Source organism: Dyadobacter alkalitolerans DSM 23607 (assembly GCF_000428845.1).
Classification (GTDB): Bacteria; Bacteroidota; Bacteroidia; order Cytophagales; family Spirosomataceae; genus Dyadobacter; species Dyadobacter alkalitolerans.
Map to the genome: position 1 here is coordinate 103,775 of NZ_AUAS01000012.1, position 18,453 is coordinate 122,227.

General features: G+C 45.8%; 15 protein-coding genes. 10 read left to right on the forward strand and 5 right to left on the reverse strand.

Features of this window, described 5'->3' with window-relative positions; all coding sequences use genetic code 11:
* Positions 1-30 precede the first annotated feature (30 nt).
* Positions 31-453: an OsmC family protein gene (locus G395_RS0119575; RefSeq protein ID WP_026631618.1), complete on the reverse strand. Its 423-nt coding sequence runs from the start codon at positions 451-453 to the stop codon at positions 31-33.
* Between the two features lie 271 nt (positions 454-724).
* Between G395_RS0119575 and G395_RS0119580 the strand changes: the two genes are divergently transcribed.
* Both G395_RS0119580 and G395_RS0119585 read left to right on the forward strand, forming a co-directional pair.
* On the forward strand, positions 725-1,276 hold the full coding sequence (locus tag G395_RS0119580) for a hypothetical protein (RefSeq protein WP_026631619.1): 552 nt from the start codon (positions 725-727) through the stop codon (positions 1,274-1,276).
* A gap of 83 nt (positions 1,277-1,359) precedes the next feature.
* Positions 1,360-1,980, forward strand: a complete 621-nt coding sequence (locus G395_RS0119585) for a DUF1684 domain-containing protein (RefSeq protein WP_026631620.1) — start codon at positions 1,360-1,362, stop codon at positions 1,978-1,980.
* A 54-nt stretch (positions 1,981-2,034) separates the two neighbouring features.
* Here G395_RS0119585 and G395_RS0119590 read toward each other — a convergent pair whose 3' ends face one another.
* On the reverse strand, positions 2,035-2,544 hold the full coding sequence (locus G395_RS0119590; protein ID WP_035361815.1) for a YcxB family protein: 510 nt from the start codon (positions 2,542-2,544) through the stop codon (positions 2,035-2,037).
* A gap of 234 nt (positions 2,545-2,778) precedes the next feature.
* On the opposite strand from G395_RS0119590, the gene G395_RS0119595 reads away from it, so the two are divergent.
* The 6 genes from G395_RS0119595 to G395_RS0119620 all read left to right on the forward strand — a co-directional run bounded on the left by G395_RS0119595 (position 2,779) and on the right by G395_RS0119620 (position 7,985).
* The gene (locus tag G395_RS0119595) at positions 2,779-4,839 is read left to right on the forward strand and encodes a BatA domain-containing protein (protein ID WP_026631622.1); all 2,061 of its coding nucleotides are present in this window, start codon (positions 2,779-2,781) and stop codon (positions 4,837-4,839) included.
* Between the two features lie 67 nt (positions 4,840-4,906).
* Positions 4,907-5,170, forward strand: coding sequence for a hypothetical protein (locus G395_RS0119600; protein WP_026631623.1), 264 nt, complete (start codon positions 4,907-4,909; stop codon positions 5,168-5,170).
* The gene (locus G395_RS0119605) at positions 5,171-5,557 is read left to right on the forward strand and encodes a type II toxin-antitoxin system VapC family toxin (protein WP_026631624.1); all 387 of its coding nucleotides are present in this window, start codon (positions 5,171-5,173) and stop codon (positions 5,555-5,557) included.
* 99 nt (positions 5,558-5,656) lie between these two features.
* On the forward strand, positions 5,657-6,787 hold the full coding sequence (locus G395_RS0119610; protein WP_026631625.1) for a 5-(carboxyamino)imidazole ribonucleotide synthase: 1,131 nt from the start codon (positions 5,657-5,659) through the stop codon (positions 6,785-6,787).
* Positions 6,788-6,801: 14 nt separating this feature from the next.
* Positions 6,802-7,293: a 5-(carboxyamino)imidazole ribonucleotide mutase gene (gene purE, locus G395_RS0119615; protein ID WP_026631626.1), complete on the forward strand. Its 492-nt coding sequence runs from the start codon at positions 6,802-6,804 to the stop codon at positions 7,291-7,293.
* Positions 7,294-7,352: 59 nt separating this feature from the next.
* Positions 7,353-7,985 (forward strand): LysM peptidoglycan-binding domain-containing protein, encoded by a 633-nt coding sequence (locus G395_RS0119620; RefSeq protein ID WP_026631627.1) that lies wholly within the window; start codon positions 7,353-7,355, stop codon positions 7,983-7,985.
* A 93-nt stretch (positions 7,986-8,078) separates the two neighbouring features.
* Here G395_RS0119620 and G395_RS0119625 read toward each other — a convergent pair whose 3' ends face one another.
* Both G395_RS0119625 and G395_RS0119630 read right to left on the reverse strand, forming a co-directional pair.
* Positions 8,079-10,952: a TonB-dependent receptor domain-containing protein gene (locus G395_RS0119625; RefSeq protein WP_026631628.1), complete on the reverse strand. Its 2,874-nt coding sequence runs from the start codon at positions 10,950-10,952 to the stop codon at positions 8,079-8,081.
* Between the two features lie 135 nt (positions 10,953-11,087).
* On the reverse strand, positions 11,088-14,702 hold the full coding sequence (locus G395_RS0119630; RefSeq protein WP_026631629.1) for a PAS domain S-box protein: 3,615 nt from the start codon (positions 14,700-14,702) through the stop codon (positions 11,088-11,090).
* An 81-nt stretch (positions 14,703-14,783) separates the two neighbouring features.
* On the opposite strand from G395_RS0119630, the gene rsmA reads away from it, so the two are divergent.
* On the forward strand, positions 14,784-15,590 hold the full coding sequence (gene rsmA, locus G395_RS0119635) for a 16S rRNA (adenine(1518)-N(6)/adenine(1519)-N(6))-dimethyltransferase RsmA (protein WP_026631630.1): 807 nt from the start codon (positions 14,784-14,786) through the stop codon (positions 15,588-15,590).
* 67 nt (positions 15,591-15,657) lie between these two features.
* On the forward strand, positions 15,658-17,010 hold the full coding sequence (mgtE, locus tag G395_RS0119640; RefSeq protein WP_026631631.1) for a magnesium transporter: 1,353 nt from the start codon (positions 15,658-15,660) through the stop codon (positions 17,008-17,010).
* On the opposite strand, the gene G395_RS0119645 is transcribed toward mgtE, so the two are convergent.
* Positions 17,007-18,434, reverse strand: coding sequence for an L-serine ammonia-lyase (locus G395_RS0119645; protein WP_026631632.1), 1,428 nt, complete (start codon positions 18,432-18,434; stop codon positions 17,007-17,009). The genes mgtE and G395_RS0119645 overlap by 4 nt on opposite strands.
* Positions 18,435-18,453 lie beyond the last annotated feature (19 nt).

The window sequence follows — 18,453 nt, forward strand, 5'->3', positions numbered from 1 at the left end:
AGCCCGATAACTCAAAAACGCATCTTTTGCTTATGACAGCAACTCTGCGTTCAATGTAATTTCTGCATTCAGCAACTGTGAAATCGGGCATTCTTTTTTCGCTTTATCAGCGATTTGCGCAAACTGGTCTGCGGAAACGCTCGGGACTTTCGCCTTCAATTCGATTGCGCTTTTTGTTACCTGTCCTTTCGCCGGATCCAATGTTACAGTTGCAGTGGCATTCAGCTCATCGGCTGTAAAACCTGCTGCATTAAGCTCAAAGCTAAGTTTCATGGCAAAACAGCTCGCGTGAGCAGCTGCGATTAACTCCTCAGGATTCGTTCCTTTACCCTCAGCAAAACGGGTGTTGAATGAATATTGCGTGTTTTCTAATACAGTGCTTTGTGTGCTTACGGTTCCGGTTCCTTCTTTTCCGGTTCCTTTCCAAACGGCTGTTGCTTTACGGTTGATCATCTTAAATGTGTTTTAAAGTTTAAATTAAATCCTTTGTTGCAGGATCGTTTCATCGAAAAGTAACAAGCATCGACGATTTACGCAAATTATTAAATTTATATCCTGTGCAATAAATAGGCACTTTAGCCTGTTCCAGACTATGCGTATTCCCGGCCGGAGGCTACTGTTTTAGTTAAGGAATGTTAATGGCGAATCGGGCATTAAACTTTATTATTGCGCAGCAATCTAAAAATCAAATTACAAACCAAAATTCAACTTAATCTATTCAATCATGAAAAAGATAATAATGCCTCTCCTGCTAATTGTAGCTGTTCTGTTTCAAAGCTGCGAAGGACCGGAAGGCCCACAAGGACCTCCGGGGCCGGAAGTCGAAGCACTCGGAAAAACATTTGATCTTACAGATGTGGATTTTTTAGCCGCAGATAAATATCAGTTTGGTCTCACTTTTGCAGCCGCCGATCTTGGCTTCGAGGTGCTTGAGTCGGATGCAGTATTGGTTTATATCAACTGGGGAAGTGAAAATGTAAATGGCCAGCCACTCACAGCCTATCGTCCCCTGCCGCAGACTGCATTTCTGGATAATGGCATCCTGACTTACAACTTTGACCGAACTGTACAGGATTTCTCTATTTTCCTGGACGGGACTGTTAATCTTGCCACAGTGCCTGCCAGATATGCAAGAGACCAGGAATTCCGCGTGATTATCATTCCAGCCGATTTTGTCCAGCGCAGAAATGCCACAGTGGATTTCAATGACTACAATGCTGTTGTGAAAGCATTTAACATTGATGAATCAAAAGTTCGGAAGATCTCAGTGAAATAGGCACAGTATTTTAGTTGTGTAGGCATTCTGGATATTTTTTTATAAAATCCGGTAATTTTTTACCGGATTTACTTTTACTAAGTATGAAAAGCGTTTTAAACACACTCGGGTTATTGCTGGTTACGATCTCACTGGCAATTGCGCAAGATTTTAAGAAGGAGACTAACAAGTTCAGAAAGAAGTACAAAGAAGAATTTCTGAGTTCGGCCAATTCTCCCCTCAAAGAAGCTGATTTACCGTTTTTGCAGTTTTACGAACCTGATTCGTCATATAGGGTCATTGCAAAATTCGAGAAAAGCCGCGGGCAGTCTTTCGAAATGCCTACTTACAGCGGAGTTAATAAAACGTACGTAAAATATGGAAAGGTAAAATTTCGGATTAACGGCAGAAAGCAGACATTAACTGTTTACAGAAGCCTGAGCTTACAGCAGCTCGCGAGATACAAAGACTATCTTTTCATACCATTTAAAGACAAAACAAATGGCGACGAGTCCTATGGCGGCGGTCGCTATCTGGATCTAAAAACCACAGACATAAAGGACGGCCAGCTGGTGCTCGACTTCAACAAAGCATACAATCCTTATTGTGCTTATAGTGATGGCTACAACTGCCCGATCCCACCTGCCCCGAACCACTTGCCGATCGCGATTACGGCCGGAGAGAAGAAGTTTGGAAAAGACCATCAGCAAGCGCAATTGAAATAGCATAAAAAAATCCCGATCTGTTCAGACCGGGATTTTTTGTTTTTATTCCAATGGTTATGCTTTCAAAAATTCTTTCTGCTTCATAATCCGCTCGAAAACTTTAATGTCGTGCTCAGAAGTAAAAATGCTGAAAGGAAGATATACAAACTGTCCTTTTGAAATCACCAGCACGTAGGCTTCCTTATCCTTATAAGCGTCCATGATCTGCTCCCATTTCATAACACTTCCCTCCTTCTGGTTCAATTTCATCAGGATCTGACGATTATCAATCTCATAAGAGAATTTTTCGAACATCGGTTTGTACTGCGCAAGCTGCGTAATGCCTGTAAACTGCACCAGCCAGAAAAGCACGTAAAGAAGTGCCACCACAAATACAGTAATGTAGATCCACAAGTTAGGATACACGCCGGTAAGGTTCAAAATGGCGTTGATCAGGATAAGCGCGAGTGGTATTAACCCCCATTTCAGCTGCGTTTTAAAGAAGTGACGCATGGCAAGGGCAATGTATTTCTTGGTGGGTAAAGCATATCTTTTCGTACGGACCGCCGCAGGGTTCGTCGGCATTTGATACACAGGTTGGTGTTTATTCACCGAAACTTTGGCCATAATTCAGTTTAAATTAACAATTTCTTGGATTCCCAGCATGTCGCGATGCTGTCGGAAAATGAAGTGCAAAGTTAGAAAAAAAGGAGTCGACATATCAGAATGCCGTTGAAATAAAAAACTGTTATGAGATTTTAGTGTAATTTGTCTTTCTTAACTGCGTTGAACATGAAACACGAAAATATTCATAACTAAATGGGTTTCCTTTTTCCATCATTTTTGTGGGGTCTTCTGGCTGTTTCGGTTCCAATTGCGATTCATATTTTCAATTTCCGTCGTACAAAAAAGGTCTATTTTACCAACGTCGCTTTCTTAAAGGCAGTAGATACCAAAACGCGTTCGGTAAGACAAGTGAAGCATTGGCTGGTGCTGGCGGCGCGCATTTTGGCAATCATGTGCCTTGCGCTGGCATTTGCCCAGCCGTTTCTGCCGGCTCAAAACAATGTTTCGGTAGACCGCAAAGGCATTACCAGCCTTTATCTCGACAATTCGCTCAGCATGGAAAGCGAGCTCAATAACAAACGCTATCTGGACATTGCCACCGCGCGGTTAAGCGAGTTACTGGGGCTTTTCAGGAATGCAACTTCACTTCAACTCGTCACCAACGATTTTTCGGCCCAGGAACAAGGTTTATACGCGTCCGAAAAATTACGCGACAGGCTGACAACCATCGGGTTATCCAATACACCACGCACATTTGAACAGGTTTATAAGCGCCAGGAAAACCTCATGTCCCGGCATCAGCAGGCGGGCAAAAATCAGCTTTTCTGGTTTTCTGACTTTCAAAAAAGTACTTCCGGAAATCTTTCAGAATTGAAAGCGGACACGACAAACCAGCTGTTTCTGGTTCCCGTTCAGGCTGCGGCGGAGAAGAATGTTTTTGTGGATTCTGCCTGGCTTAATACGCCTTTTATCCGCGAGTTGCAGAACAACATTCTCTTCGTTAAGGTCAGCAATTCCGGATCAGAAGCAGCCCGCAATGTTGTTTTGAAGCTAAGTCTGGACGATATGCAAGCTTCGACGGCTTCTGTGAATGTGCCCGCTAACGGCAGCGCAACAGCAAAATTTAACTTCAACTTAAAAGGGAAAGGTTATAAAAAGGGCCAGATCACATTTGACGATTTCCCGGTCACATTCGATAACAACTATTATTTCGTGCTCAATGCTTCGCCGTTGATCCGCGTCCTGCACATTTACGGACAGAAATCCGCTGGTAACTACATTGAAAACGTCTACGCCAACGACAGCCTCTTTTCTTTGCAAAGTTACAGCGTCAATAATGTTGATCCGGGATTAATCAAAAATACAGATCTTGTTGTTTTAGAAGGTGTTACCTCATTATCAGGTTCCCTACCCCAGGATTTGCAGGAGCTCATCCGAAATGGCGGAAGTGTTACAGTGATCCCTCCCACCGCACCTAATACTGAAAGTTACAGCGACTTTTTGTCGCGTATTGGCATTAATGGTCTGTCCGGCACGCAGAATGCTCAGCCTGCACCGGTTGCCATGGCAGCGCCCGATCGTAACAATCCGTTTTTCAGCGATGTTTTTGAAGAATCCGTCCGACAGGAACTGAACCTTAACCTGCCCTCAGCTTCGCCTGTGTGGAGTTGGGCCAATGCAGGGCAAATGGTGCTGGCATTGCGCAACGGACAGACGTATCTGAACCAGGTTACTTCGGGTACGGGAAGGGTTTACCTCTTTGCGGCACCCTTAAATCCGGAATACGGCAACATTGCGCAGCACGCCATTTTTGTGCCTATTATGTACAAAATCGCTGCATCCAGCGTCCGCGCGCAGCGTACATCTTTCAAGTTTGATGAGAATCCGATTACATTGAATGTTGAAAAAGCGCAGCCCAATACGGTTTATAAATTAAGAAGAAACCAGAAAGAAGTCATTCCCGTGCAGCGGATCGCGGGCAACCAGCTTTTACTCGAAATTCCCCAGGGCGATCAGCTTGGAGAGGGATTGGATGCGGGATATTTTGAATTAATAAAAGACAGCAAAGTAGAACAGATCATCGCATTGAACCACAATAATGCAGAATCAAAACTGCAATACTATTCCCCTGACGAGCTCAGGACCATTTTCGCCGGACAAAAAAACGTCCAGATCTTCGACCGCATCGACGACGACGCCTTCTCCACAGCCTTCCAGCAACAAAACATGGGAACCAACCTCTGGAAATATTTTCTCTACGGAGCGCTATTCTTCCTATTGGTCGAGGTAGCCTTGATCCGGTTTTTGAAATGATTGTTCGGACAATAGTTGTAGTTTTTGTTTCACGAAAAAATTATTATTTTTGAAAAAACTAACAGTAATGCGCACTATAAAATCAAAATCTGTAATTCCCGCTGCCTCAAAAGCTGCGGAATATTACTACCCTTCGGGAAAAACTTCAACTCTTAATGACCCCGGCGCGGGCTATCAGAAACTTGATCCCGCGAAGTATGGCCGCATTATCAATTGTGAACTTTCAGATGAAGAACTGGAAATGGCCAATGATCCTAATGTCAAGCCCTTCGCATACGTCTCCGATTCCGCAGCGTATGTTCGTAAAATCCGCAAAACATCGAAGCCTTAGATGTTGTTGCTTGACACAAACATTCTAATCGACTATTTGAGAGACAAGCCACAGGCCATTCAGTTCATACATTATACCGGAAAATTCAATCTTGGCATCAACACCATTGTTGTTTTAGAATTGTATAACGGCTGCCTGAATCGGGCAGAGTTTGCGAAAATCAAGCGAACGCTCAATGGTTTTATCCACTTTGATCTTAACGAATCTGTTGCCAGAGCGGCAATTGATATCAGTCATACATTCGCATTATCGCACCAATTAAGCGTTGCGGATACGCTGATTGCCGCAACTGCATTGGTATATGATTTGGAGTTGCGGACATTAAATCTCAGGGATTTCAAAATGATCCCCGGACTTCGCGTTTCTAACTCTCTCATTCTGCCATAATGATGTGAATTTTTCAAAAGTATCTTGTCAAAAAATTTCGGTTCAGTTTTATGTTAGCGGTTTTTACACCAATTTTGTGTGACACTACCGGAACATTAAATGCTTTCATCGCGAATAGGAATTCTTGGCGGCGGCCAACTAGGACTAATGCTTTTACAAGCCGCTGTGGACTGGAATCTGGACATTCACGTCCTTGATCCTGACGCAGAGGCTCCATGCAAACAAATTGCCCCTCACTTTCAGCAAGGCTCGTTACAGGATTATGACACGGTTTATAATTTCGGCAAAGACCTGGATGTCATTACAATAGAAATTGAAAAGGTCAATGTCCAGGCTTTGGAAGCACTGGAAAAGGAAGGCAAGAAAATCTTCCCGCAACCCTCTGTTATCCGACAAATCCAGGATAAACGGGTCCAAAAGCAGTTTTACAAAGCTCATAACCTCCCAACTGCTGATTTTATATTAACCGAAAACCGGCAAGATGTTTATAAAAATGCATCCTTTTTACCCGCATTTCATAAGCTGGGAAAAGATGGTTACGACGGCCGCGGGGTGCAGCGGCTTACTTCCGAAGCAGACATTGAAAAGGCTTTCGAACAGCCCGGACTTCTGGAAAAGGCAGTGCCCTTTGAAAAGGAACTGGCCGTGATCGTGGCGCGCAATGTACGAGGCGAAATCACAACATTCCCGACCGTGGAAATGGTTTTTCATCCGGAACTGAACCTGGTTGAATATCTTTTTGCACCGGCAGAAATTGAGAAATCCATAGACGAAAAAGCGCAGGAAATTGCCAGAAAAACGGCAGAAGCTTTCCAGATCGTAGGCCTTTTGGCTGTGGAGCTATTTATGACTGCCGATGGCGAGATCCTGATCAACGAAGTGGCGCCAAGGCCGCATAATAGTGGCCACCACACCATCCGCGCCAATGCGACTTCGCAATATGAGCAGCACTGGCGGGCCATTCTGGACTTACCGCTGGGCAGCACGCAAGCTTATGGGCCATCCGCAATGGTCAACTTGCTGGGTGAAGAAGGTTACGAAGGTCCGGCTGTTTATGAAGGAATGGAGAAATTGTTGGCTACTGAACAGGTTTTCCCGTTCCTTTACTGGAAGGCCGTTACAAAATCATTCAGAAAAATGGGTCATATCACCATTATGGATGCCGATATCGCGTCTTTAAAGAGAAAGGTTGATTTTGTTAAAAAGAATATCAGAGTAATTAGTAAGTAATCTTTCGTTAAATAATGGTTGGAATCATAATGGGAAGCTTGTCGGACCGGAAAATCATGCAGCAGGCAGCTGATGCACTTTCCGAGCTTGGGATCGCTTTCGAAATGGAGATCGTCTCGGCACACCGCACGCCGGAACGCATGCTGGAATACGCGTCATCGGCCAGAAGTCGCGGGTTACAGGTTATTATCGCTGGTGCAGGCGGCGCGGCGCACCTGCCGGGCATGGTTGCCTCACTCACTTCACTGCCTGTTATCGGCGTCCCGGTTTTGTCCAGCAATTCAATAGATGGCTGGGATTCAGTGCTTTCCATCTTACAAATGCCTTCGGGTGTGCCGGTGGCAACAGTGGCACTGGATGGGGCGAGAAACGCTGGAATTCTGGCGGCTCAAATCATCGGAGCGAGCGATCCGGAGGTCGGAAAAAGGCTTGATGCATTCAAGGAAGGCCTAAAAGAAAAAGTCGCGGTCATGAATGAGGAATTGAGAAATCACCTTGGAAGTTAGAAGGTCTTTAGTATTTTCGTAAAATTAATTAGCACCACAAAAAACCTCGATTACCGGCTATGGAAGACGAATTCCCTAAGAAAAGAAATGTCCGTCCGACCGAAAAGTCCAACCTTCCTATTGTCACCCTGTTTGTGTTGGTTCTTTTGGTATTAGCAATGTTGTACGTGGGGTATGAATACATTTCCGACAGTTCCTCCAATTCCGAAGAACTTACTTCGGTCGTTGTGGACTCAACGCTTGAAGAACCCAGTGTAGGCGAGCCGATAACCGACGAACCCGCCGAAGCATTAGAAACACCGGCCTCGGAAACGCCGTCGGCAGCGAAAGACCAACCGAAAGAGACTCCAAAAGAAACGACGCCTGCCATTTCGGCGTCCTCAGTGGGTGGAGAGCAAATTACGCATACAGTGAAAGGCGGTGAAACTTTTTCAAGCATTGCATCGCGCTATAATTTGAAAACGGAAACATTAAAGGGACTGAATGCTTCCACTCCCGAGTTGAAGTCAGACGTTACGAAGCTCAAAATTCAAGTTCAGGCCGTGCATACTGTGGGCCCGGGCGATGTTTTAAGGGTAGTAGCAGGCAAATATGGCGTTACCAAGGAAGCAATCATGAAAGCGAATGGTAGAACCAGAGATTTCTCCGAAAGAGGTGAAAAACTCATCATTCCTTTTCCGTCCAGAAAATAGATTCTGAAAATAAAGACATATAAAAGCGCCCGGGACGACTCTTCGTCCCGGTCGCTTTTTTTGCATTGATATTTGATTTAAGCATTTTCCAGGTTAAAAACCACCTCTTCCTCCTCTTCCACCGCCAGGCATATCACCGCTTTCAAAATCTCTGCGGCGGTTGTTCTGCGGAGCCGGCGCTTTTCCGAAATTCCTCAGCGTGTAAGTGAATGTCAGCATTGCATATTGGGTCAAAACGCGATTGGTAACATCCTGCACGTAGGTTTCCGTCACGTTCCGGGTAATGCTGTTGTTTTGTTTCAAGATGTCGAAAACCGTTAGTTTCAATTCGCCGGCATTGTTTTTCAGGAATTTCTTTCCAATGCTGGCATTCCACAATGTGAAGTTCCGGTTATAACCTTCTCCCAAACCCCGGTACGACTGGTTGCTCACATCACTTTGCACAACAAACCCTTTTCCAAAAATCCAGTTCACACGTCCGGTAATGCCCTGCGTATAATAATTATTGTTCAAATTCGGCTGGATCGTATTACGGACCATATTGTAATTTCCTGAATAAGAAACTGTGAAATCGAGGTTCTCGCTGACATTGCTGCTGACAACCAAACCCTGCGAAACTGCGTAAGTGTTGGAGTAATTGGAAATGTTGTTGATCAAGCCAGGCGAACGCACATAGTTGAAGCCGGTAGTCAGGTTTACATTCAGTTTTAATGGCGCAATGGGCTTTCCATAAGCGAGAAAAGTTCGTGCATTCCAGCTTCCGTCAACATTCACAGGCTTCGTAAATTTCGCACCGCGTTCCAGAATAATTCCGTCAACGATTTCGGTTGGCTCTTGCGCAATCAATGTTGAGTTTACAATCGCGTTGTTAGTTTGGGTTACAAAAACCATTGCATTCAGATTGTACGGACGCTCTGCCCCGGCCAGCGAATAGCGAACATTGAAACTGTTGCGATATTCCTGTTTCAGATCCGGGTTACCGGCGGTTAAGGCCAGCGGGTTACTATTATCGATCACATTCTGCAACTGGGAAATCGATGGCTGATTTGTTGAACTTCTGAAAAATGTACGGAACTGTGTGCCGGTTTTGGATCTGTAACTCAACATGAAATTGGGCAGCAGATTGGTAAATGACTGATCCACTTTGGCATTAACGGGCGCCAATTGCTGACTGTACAAGCCTGTATTTTGGAAATCCAGCCCCAAGTTCGCCGACCAGCTATTTTTGCGGTAACGATAACCGATTCCCGCACGGTTAGTAACGTAGCGATTGTCAAATGTGTTGGAAAGCAGCGAATCCAGGTCCGAATAAGTGTTTTCATCGAAACTCATGTTGTAAGTTTCTTTTTTCGAATCGCTGTTGCTCACCGCAAGACCGTAGTTGAACTGTAACTGACTGTTTTTCCCGATAGGCTCGGTGTAGATCAGGTTTCCGCCTAATGTCAGGCCGTTGGAATAGGTAAAGCTTTCCTGATCCAGCGTATCGCCTCTTGCCGCCAGGCGCAGACTGTCGAAGAACATGGTTTTGGAATACAGATTACCAAGTCCGTTACGATCATTCAGCTGCGTGTTCAGATTCACAGAAAGCGTCCGGCCCTTCTTTTCAAACGAATGACGGAACAAAACGTCATTATTGAAGTTGTACGCATTGGTTGCATTACGCTGGTTGTTATCCAGGCTGTTGATCCGCAGGCCGTTTAATGTGTTGAGTCCAGCCTTTGTACTTGCGGAATTGTTGTCCTGAAAGCTCAATCGCGGTGTAACGATCAGCGAGTTGTTCTTATTAATGTTGTATTCTATTCTGAAATTAAGTCTGTGGTTTGCGTTGGTGTTGTTCGTACGGCTGTTTTCATTGTAAATCTGATCCGTAGAATCCGTATCACCAGGCAAAATGAAGCGTTGCTGCATGCTCTGCAAATTGCTGTTACCCGTGCGGTTGAAAAAATAGCTTCCGGTAACATCCACTTTTTTCCCAAACTTGTTGGCATAGTTCAATCCGAAAGAATTTGTTCCGGTAATCCCGCTTTGGTTACCAACCAGGAAATTACCTGCAGAGCCGCCTCCCGAACCGCCTCTTCCCCCGCCGCCTCCACCGGAAACACCGATCAGATCCTGGCTTGAAAAGTTTTGCATGTTAATGTTATTGCTCAGCCCAATCACGGATATACGCTGATTGCCTTTGAAAAAACTCACATTTCCGCCCGCCTGATAACGGTTATCCAGCCCATACCCAGCGAAAACCTTACCAAACTGGCCCATTTTGCGATCGGCTTTGGTGACAATGTTGATGGTCTTTTGGCCGTTACCATCATCGAATCCTGTGAATTGTGCCTGATCGCTCAGTTTGTCAAAAACTTCGATCTTATCGACAATCTCGGCAGGAAGTGATTTCAATGTTAGTGCAGCATCTTCCCCAAAGAATGGCTTACCATCGACCAAAACCCTGTTAACTGTCTCACCATGAGCCGTTACCGTTCCGTTAGCGACCGTTATGCCGGGCATTTTCTGGATAAGGTCCTCGGAAGTTGCGTCAGGGTTTGTTTTATAGGCAGCAGCATTGAACTGGGTCGTGTCACCTTTTTGCTGCACCGCAGTAACTTGCCCTACGACCTTGATTTCTTTCAAATTGGCAACGGCTTCGCTCAACTGAAATGTGCCGGCATCCTGCGTATCATCCTGCAATGTGACTGTGCGGGAAGCATCTTTATAACTCAGATAAGAAATCTTCACCAGGTAAACAGCCTGCCTGGCGAGACCACTGAATGAAAACTTACCGTCTATATCAGTCGTTACATACTCGGGTTTCGCATCGGGCAGGTTCCTGCTTACTGCAACATATGCGCCCACAACCGGCTCGTTGGTAACACTGTCTTTCACCACGCCGGTGATCCGGCCGGTTGGTTCTTGTGCAAATGCTGAGAGGGAAAATAATATCAGCAGCGAGAGTAGGGATGCGAACTTTTTCATGGTTTCTGTAAAGGTTAATTGCATTTTAGAGCCTCCTTTTTGATTATAGTTTAATCAGACTCAGCAATAAACCCCTACAATCGATAAAACCACCACACTTATAGATCAACGCCGGGATTTACCTGACGAGAAATTTCACTTCAACCACTCCTTTAAAAGCCCTTCATATGCATCCAGGAATTTTTGATAAGCTTTTTCCAGCTTCGGAAGCGCCTCGCCGAGCGTGCTCGTATCATCCGATTTCAACCGCCATTCCGCGTCGCGCGCTATTTCTGCAACCTGTGCCACGCCCACAGTTCCACCGCTTCCCTTTAATGTATGCAAATTGCTTTTCACCGTTTTAATGTCCCCTTTAGCATATGCCTCCAAAGCACCCGCAACCAGCTCATTAGATTCTGTAACAAAATCTTCAAACACAGACCATACCAGATCAGGGCCGCCAATGCCGTTCAGCTGATCGATAATTTCCTTGTCCAAAACCGGCAACACCACTTCCTGGGCAATTTCGCGCTGTTTTGATTCCAGCTTGCGGCTTTCCACATTACCCAGCAAGTCTTTCACTTTAAGGATCAATGTTTGTGCGCGGATAGGTTTGGCAATGTAATCGTCCATGCCCTGGCTCATAAACCGGTCACGGTCCTCCTTCATGGAGTAGGCCGTCATGGCCACAATCGGCGGCATAGTGTCCCGGAAACGTTTTTTCAACTCCTGGGAAGTCTCCACGCCATCCATATCAGGCATTTGGATATCCATGAATATAATGTCGTAACTCACATCCGAAACTTTTCTTTTCGCTTCAACCATTTCAATCGCCTTAAACCCGCTCTCTGCCAGATCCACGTAGCACCCCGATTTTTTCAGGATTTCGTTCGCTACTTTCCGGTTTACCGCATTATCGTCCACCAGCAGAATGGTGGGATGATAGTCTGTGAAAACATTCTCAATCGGCGTTTCCTCCATTTGCACAATGGTGCTGGCTTGCGCGATGGAAGTTTCTTTTGTTTCAAATGTAAACCAGAATGTGCTGCCCTCTCCCACGGTCGATTCCACACCAATTTCACCGTGCATCAACTCGCACAGCTGCTTGGAAATGGCCAATCCAAGACCTGTTCCGCCAAAAGATTTACGGGAAGAATTATCGAGCTGCGTAAATGAGGTGAACAGGATCTGCCGGTCCATCGGACTGATCCCTATGCCCGAATCCTGAACCTCAACTTTTATTTTATGAAACAATCCGTCCTTCTTAACTAATGTCAGGAACACGGTAACTGCCCCGTGTTCGGTGAACTTCAATGCATTGGAGGTCAGGTTCGACAAGATTTGCAACAACCTGGTTTGGTCCGCAATGATGAACTTCGGAATGTCAGGTGCAATCTGATAGGTGAGCGTATTCCCCTTGCTTTTGGCGGTCTGTCCGAAAAGTGATACGAGTTTGAGCAACAGTTCTTCCGTCGCAATCGGCGCCTCGTGCAGTTCCATCTTTCCGGCTTCGATTTTGGAAAGATCCAGAATGTCGTTCAGAATGTTCAGTAATGTTTCCGACGAGCGCTTGATTGTCAGCACATAATCCTTTTGCTCCACATTCAGCGGCGTCTCGCCCAGCAAGTCGATCATTCCGATCACACCATTCATCGGCGTCCGGATTTCGTGGCTCATATTGGCCAAAAATCCTTCCTTCACCTTTAATGATCGTTCTGCATGCTCTTTTGCTTTCAGTAATTCCTGCTCATTGCGCTTCAATTCGGTAATGTCACGCGCCAGCACAGCAATTTCGGTTGGCTTGCCTTTGTCGTTGGTGAACATCAGCATGTTGATCATAAACTGCCTTTCGGTGCCGTCTTTGCGGTAAAGCGAGATCTCGAAGTTACGCAGGCTCTTGCTCCGCCTCAACCGAATCAATGCAGAGTGTATCCGTTTTTTATCGGGGAAAAATTCAATGATTTTGTGCCCGATCACTTCGCCCGGCAGGTAACCAAGCCTTTTCAACACAGATTGGCTAATCATGGTAATCTCACCCAGGCGGTTAATGCGGCAATAAATGTCTTGCAGGTTTTCAAATATTCCCCGGAAAAGCTCTTCACTATGCCTTAACGACAGTTCAGCCTCCTTACGCCGCGTAATGTCGCGCGCAATGCCCGAAACCTCCTCAATAACACCATCCGCATAATGAATAGGGTTAAGGTAAAATTCGAGCCACATTTCGCCGTCGCCTTTCCGGTCTATTTTAAATTCAAAATATTGCGGCTCGCCTTTTAAAGCCTGCCTGTATTTTGTTTCGAGCGTCCTGCGATTGCTGTTACCCACCATTCGCCAGCCGAATTTCTCCGCGCTGGACTGCAATGAAGGCCTTATACCAAGCTGATTCTGAATGAGATCCGCGTAATTCCTGTTGAATGAGGTCAGCTGCAAAGATTTGTTAACCGACCAGATCAGGTGAGAACTGCTGTCAAAAATCGCGTTAAGACGCGCCAGATATTTGCTTAGCTCTTCTTCGCTCTGTTTCCGCGCAATCGCCATCGCGACCTGCCCTGAGATAAATTCCAGCAACTCTAAGTCCCTCGCGTCAAACATGTTAGGGTCATCGTAGGATTTTACACCAATGATCCCTGTAACACGGTCTCCTACGCGTAAGGGCACGCACAGGAGCAATTTTGGCGTTACGCCGTATAAATAAAGGCTATTGGTTTTAGCCAGTTCTTCTATTTTCTCTCCCGACAAGAAAAGCGGCTTGTTGGACGCAATGGCATATTCCGTAACTCCATTACCCAGTTTCCTCTTGGTAAACTTTACATTTCCCTGGAAATATTGATCAACATAATAAGGGAAATAAATGTAGCTTTTGCTTGGATCGTAAAGCGCGATAAAGAAGTTTTTTACGTCAATGATCTTCCCAAGTTCTTCATGAATGCTGTGGTAAAAATCATCCAGATTCTGTGTGTTAACAGTCCAGTTAGCAATGCTATAATACAGGTTCTGCGCCTTTTCAGCCCTTATTTTTTCAGTATAATCATTTAAAATACAACGGAAAGCAGTTGGTTTACCATTATCAAAACGGCAATTGACGCTTCCTGCCACAAAGACCTTTTTGCCCTCCCTACTAAGGAAAACCGTTTCAAAATTTGGATTGGAATTGCCTTGCTCGATCAGTTTCAGCTGCGCCAATGCCTGCTCTTTATGCTGCGGATGCAGAATATCTTCCATCCGCATGGACGCAATTTCGTCGAGCCCGTAACCCAGCACTTCGCGCCAGGCTTTGTTTACGAATATAAATTTCCCGTCAACCGCAACCAGCTGGATCAGATCACTCGTGTTGTCCACCAAATCCTGCAACTGCGAGTTGGATTTGGCAATGGACGATTCCATTCTGCGGCGGCGCGTAATGTCATCGCCGACCAATGTCACACATTCCACCTCGTCGTGCTCGCTGTGCATGAGCACGCTATTGATTGAAAACGTCCTTAATGTTCCTTTTTGAGCTAAAAAGGGCACTTCTCTTTGTTCCAACTTCCGCTTTCCCTGAATGCCTTCTTCCAGCATCTGCCGGATTTCATCTTCTTCTTCCTTGGGAATGAGTCTGTCAAAAATACTGTGTCCCACCAGCTCCGACTCCTGCCAACCTGTTTTCATCAAAGCGTGCGCACTGATATTCCGGATGATAAAGTCCGGGGAAAAGGTAATTCCAATCAGTTTGAGATGCTGAAGTGTAGCGTGTATAGTCTGCCAATCGGTTTGGGACAAGATCATTTCCATATTATCTCGATAATCGCACTTTTAAGATTCCTTCCTATTCTTTATTCAATAAATCTACGAATTAAGCCGTAATTTTGGTTCGTGAAAACAAATTATAAAAAGCGCGACGATTCCAAAGTAAGGGCCAAAAAGCATTTGGGCCAGCACTTTCTGAAAGACTTAAATATTGCTCAGCGGATCGTTGACGGACTCTCCGGACATAACGGTTACAGCACGGTTTTAGAGATCGGCCCGGGGATGGGCATTCTCACCCAGTTTCTGATCACGGAAGATGCATTCAGCACACATGTGATTGAAATCGACACCGAATCGGTTGCCTATCTGAAGAAACATTACGAAGACCTCACGCCCAGGATCATTGAAGGCGACTTTCTGAAATTCAATCCGGCCGATTACTTTTCAGGGCCTTTCGCCATCATTGGCAACTTTCCTTACAACATTTCCTCTCAGATTTTTTTCCGTGCATTACAAATCCGCGATCAGATCCCCGAGATCGTTTGTATGCTCCAAAAAGAAGTGGCTATACGCATTGCTTCGCCTCCGGGAAATAAGGATTATGGTATATTAAGCGTTTTATTGCAGGCATTTTATGATATAGATTACCTGGTTTCCGTGCCTCCGGGTGCATTTGATCCGCCTCCCAAAGTGCAGTCCGGCGTAATCCGGTTGCGAAGGAATGCGGTCGCAGCATTGGATTGTGATGAAAAAATGTTTTTCAGAGTTGTGAAAACGGCTTTTAATCAAAGAAGAAAAACACTTCGCAATGCATTGAAACCTATCGGTGAATTTCCTGAAAATCCGCTGCTGACCAAACGGGCGGAGCAGTTGAGCGTGGCGCAGTTCGTGGAGCTAACCAGACTTGCCCAGGATTTGCAGCCGCAAATCTGAAAGTGCCTTTTAATAGTATATAATGTAGCTAGGAGCCATTCTGCTAATGCTAGAAGCTAAGTGACCAATGACGTTTGAATTAACCAAGGATTACGTAGAGCACATTCAGGAACTGATTGAAAAAAAGGATTCTGCATCCATCAGAACGGAAACGGAGAGCCTTTTTCCTGCAGATATCACCGGTCTTTTGTCAGAGCTGGAAACAGAAAGTGCCAAATTCCTGATCACGCAGCTCAATGTGGAACGCGGGGCGGAGATCCTGGCGGATATGGATCCCAATGAACGCCGTGAGTTTTTGAAAGCATTCACTTCAGAGGAAATTTCTCATTTCGTCAACCTTTTCGATTCTGATGATGCGGTGGATTTGCTGAACGAGCAGCCTATCCGTGTTCGCGAAGAAGTGATTGCCTTGCTGGAAGACCGTGAACAAGCGCGTTTTATCCTCGATCTGCTGCATTACGACGAAGATGTGGCTGGTGGATTGATGCAGAAAGAGTTGGTAAAAGCAAATGTCAATTGGAATGTAAATCAATGTATTGAAGAGCTCCGTAAGCAGGCAGAGGATGTTGGGAAAGTGTATGCGGTTTACGTTGTGGATGATTTTGGCAAATTGCTTGGTCTTCTTTCACTGAAAAAAATCGTCCTGGCACATAAAAATACGCGCATTGAAAGTCTGTATGACAAAGATGTGATTTTCGTGGAAACATACCGCCCGGCCGAAGAAGTAGCGGAGCTCATGCAGCGTTACGACCTTGACGCACTGCCTGTTGTGAATGTGCAGGGAAAACTTTTGGGCCGGATCACCATTGATGACGTGATCGACGTGATCACAGAGCAAGCCAGCTCGGACACATTGGCCATGGCGGGTATAACGGGTGATGTGGAAGAGGACGATACGATCTGGCAGCAGACCAAAGCGCGTTTGCCGTGGCTTCTGGTGGGCATGATGGGCGGGATTCTGGCAGCGAAGTTTATCAGTTTTTTTGAAGGAGATTTGAAAATTATCCCTGCTATGGCCGCATTCATTCCTATTATTGGATCAACCGGCGGGAATGTGGGCATTCAAACCTCTTCTATTATTCTTCAAAGTCTGGCTGATAAAACTGGTCTGGACACAACGGTTGGGCAGCGATTGATCAGAATGTTTGCCGTTGCATTTATCAATGGCATTATCATCAGCACCATTGTTTTCGGCTTTAATCTTTTGATTGGCAACGATGTACAATTGGCGTTAGTCGTTTCCGCAGCGTTAATGTCCGTCGTTTTTCTCGCCTCGTTTATGGGAACCATGACACCGATTTTACTTGAAAAAATAGGCATTAACCCCGCAGTAGCATCCGGCCCCTTCATCACCACAGCCAACGACCTTATCGGCTACGGCGTATACTTCGGGCTGGCACATTTGCTGCTGAATCTTTAACATTCACTCAAACTAATCGGGATATTTACCGCTAACCCGCCTTCCGAAGTCTCCTTATAGCGATTGTTCATATCCAGGGCCGTCTCCCACATGGTATGCACCACATTGTCCAGCGAAACCTTTGCATTATCCGGGTTACTTTGCAGTGCCAGCTGACAAGCAGTAATCGCCTTGATCGCTCCCATTGTATTCCGCTCGATGCAGGGAATCTGCACCAAACCTCCCACAGGATCGCAAGTAAGACCCAAATGATGTTCCATCGCAATTTCAGCAGCCATCAGACATTGTTCAACCGTGCCACCGGAAACCTGCGCCAATCCAGCAGCAGCCATAGCCGAAGACACGCCTATTTCGGCCTGACAACCGCCCATAGCAGCCGAAAGTGTAGCTCCTTTTTTAAAAATACTCCCGATCTCACCGGCTGTCAGCAAAAACCGAAACACATCTTCATCCGTCCCTCCGCAAAAAGTAAGATGATACTGAATCACTGCCGGAATCACTCCTGCCGACCCGTTTGTTGGCGCAGTAACCACCCTGCTATATGACGCATTTTCTTCATTAACTGCTAAGGCAAAGCAACTTACCCAATCCAATGTATAACTAAACCCAGCACCGCTGCGGCGGATCGCGTCCATCCAGTCGTCACAGCCAGCACAGACAAAGTCTTTCAATAGCTTCTCGTTTAATGCTGCCGCCCGCCGCTGCACATTCAAACCACCCGGCAAAACACCGTTCGTCTGGCAACCATGGAAAATGCTTTGCTGCATCACGTGCCAGATATTCATTAAATCGCTTCTGACCAGCTTTTCGTCTTTCCAAACTTTCTCATTTTCTAAAACAATCTCCCAAATAGGCTTTTGTGAAGCATAATGCCATTTAAGCAAGTCCGCAGCCTGGTCTATTGGGAAAGGAAGATCTACGCATGGCTTCACCTCGTCCCCAGCCTTGCCTTCCTGAATCACGAAACCGCCGCCTACCGAGTAATATGATTCTTCAATCAAGCCTTTGGATTCGCAGTTTGCGATGAACGTAAGGCCGTTTGGATGAAATGGAAGTGTTTCGTTTTTATGGAAGATAATGTTCTCCTTTGGAGAGAAAACCACCTGTAAGTCACCGGGGAGCACGATGCGTTCCTTTGTGGCAATTTCAGCCAGGATCTCATCAATATGTTCCGTCTTCACCGTAACCGGATCGTAACCGCTCAGACCCAGGATCACCGCAATATCCGTCCCATGCCCCTTACCTGTTTTTGCCAGTGAACCATAAAGATGGATATCGACCGCCCGCACCTCATCCAACCCATCCTTCGCCTGAACCACCTGCAAAAACTGCTGAGCCGCCCGCCATGGCCCAATCGTATGCGAACTGGAAGGCCCAATCCCAATCTTAAAAATATCAAAAACGGATATGCGTTCTTCTTTCATTTGGAAGTATGGCTCTCGA

What these genes read in the sequence shown, in the direction of transcription:
- G395_RS0119620 (WP_026631627.1), top strand. Translation starts at nt 7,353, where the DNA reads ATGGAAGACGAATTCCCTAAGAAAAGAAATGTCCGTCCGACCGAAAAG.
- G395_RS0119605 (WP_026631624.1), top strand. Translation starts at nt 5,171, where the DNA reads ATGTTGTTGCTTGACACAAACATTCTAATCGACTATTTGAGAGACAAG.
- G395_RS0119575 (WP_026631618.1), bottom strand. Translation starts at nt 453, where the DNA reads ATGATCAACCGTAAAGCAACAGCCGTTTGGAAAGGAACCGGAAAAGAA.
- G395_RS0119625 (WP_026631628.1), bottom strand. Translation starts at nt 10,952, where the DNA reads ATGAAAAAGTTCGCATCCCTACTCTCGCTGCTGATATTATTTTCCCTC.
- G395_RS0119590 (WP_035361815.1), bottom strand. Translation starts at nt 2,544, where the DNA reads ATGCCGACGAACCCTGCGGCGGTCCGTACGAAAAGATATGCTTTACCC.
- G395_RS0119595 (WP_026631622.1), top strand. Translation starts at nt 2,779, where the DNA reads ATGGGTTTCCTTTTTCCATCATTTTTGTGGGGTCTTCTGGCTGTTTCG.
- G395_RS0119585 (WP_026631620.1), top strand. Translation starts at nt 1,360, where the DNA reads ATGAAAAGCGTTTTAAACACACTCGGGTTATTGCTGGTTACGATCTCA.
- purE (WP_026631626.1), top strand. Translation starts at nt 6,802, where the DNA reads ATGGTTGGAATCATAATGGGAAGCTTGTCGGACCGGAAAATCATGCAG.
- G395_RS0119645 (WP_026631632.1), bottom strand. Translation starts at nt 18,434, where the DNA reads ATGAAAGAAGAACGCATATCCGTTTTTGATATTTTTAAGATTGGGATT.
- mgtE (WP_026631631.1), top strand. Translation starts at nt 15,658, where the DNA reads ATGACGTTTGAATTAACCAAGGATTACGTAGAGCACATTCAGGAACTG.
- G395_RS0119610 (WP_026631625.1), top strand. Translation starts at nt 5,657, where the DNA reads ATGCTTTCATCGCGAATAGGAATTCTTGGCGGCGGCCAACTAGGACTA.
- G395_RS0119580 (WP_026631619.1), top strand. Translation starts at nt 725, where the DNA reads ATGAAAAAGATAATAATGCCTCTCCTGCTAATTGTAGCTGTTCTGTTT.
- G395_RS0119630 (WP_026631629.1), bottom strand. Translation starts at nt 14,702, where the DNA reads ATGGAAATGATCTTGTCCCAAACCGATTGGCAGACTATACACGCTACA.
- G395_RS0119600 (WP_026631623.1), top strand. Translation starts at nt 4,907, where the DNA reads ATGCGCACTATAAAATCAAAATCTGTAATTCCCGCTGCCTCAAAAGCT.